1 protein-coding gene is annotated in these 307 nt (G+C 48.2%); it reads right to left on the reverse strand.

From position 1 onward, the window contains the following. On the reverse strand, window positions 1-307 hold a 307-nt coding region (locus B3180_RS10730), incomplete at both ends, for a recombinase family protein (RefSeq protein WP_286844427.1).

The raw sequence follows: 307 nt of genomic DNA on the forward strand, positions 1-307 counted from the left end.
TCGCTCTTGGATTAGGGTTCTCTCAAATTCTGCCAACGCCGCGAAGATATGGAATACAAGTTTTCCCCCGGCAGTTGTCGTGTCAATCGCTTCAGTCAAAGATCGAAAGCCAACGCCTTTGGCTTCCAGGTCTGAAATGATGGCCACTAAGTCTTTCAGGCTTCTACCCAGCCTATCAAGATGCCATACGGTTAAGGTATCCCCTTCCCTGAGTGTATCAAGGCACCTTGTAAGTTCTGGCCGCTCTCTCGATGCACCTGAATATGATTCCTGATATATCCGCTCACAACCTGCCTTTTCTAAAGCA

It is taken from the genome of Idiomarina sp. UBA4206, from assembly GCF_002383015.1.
GTDB classification, from domain to species: Bacteria; Pseudomonadota; Gammaproteobacteria; order Enterobacterales; family Alteromonadaceae; genus Idiomarina; species Idiomarina abyssalis.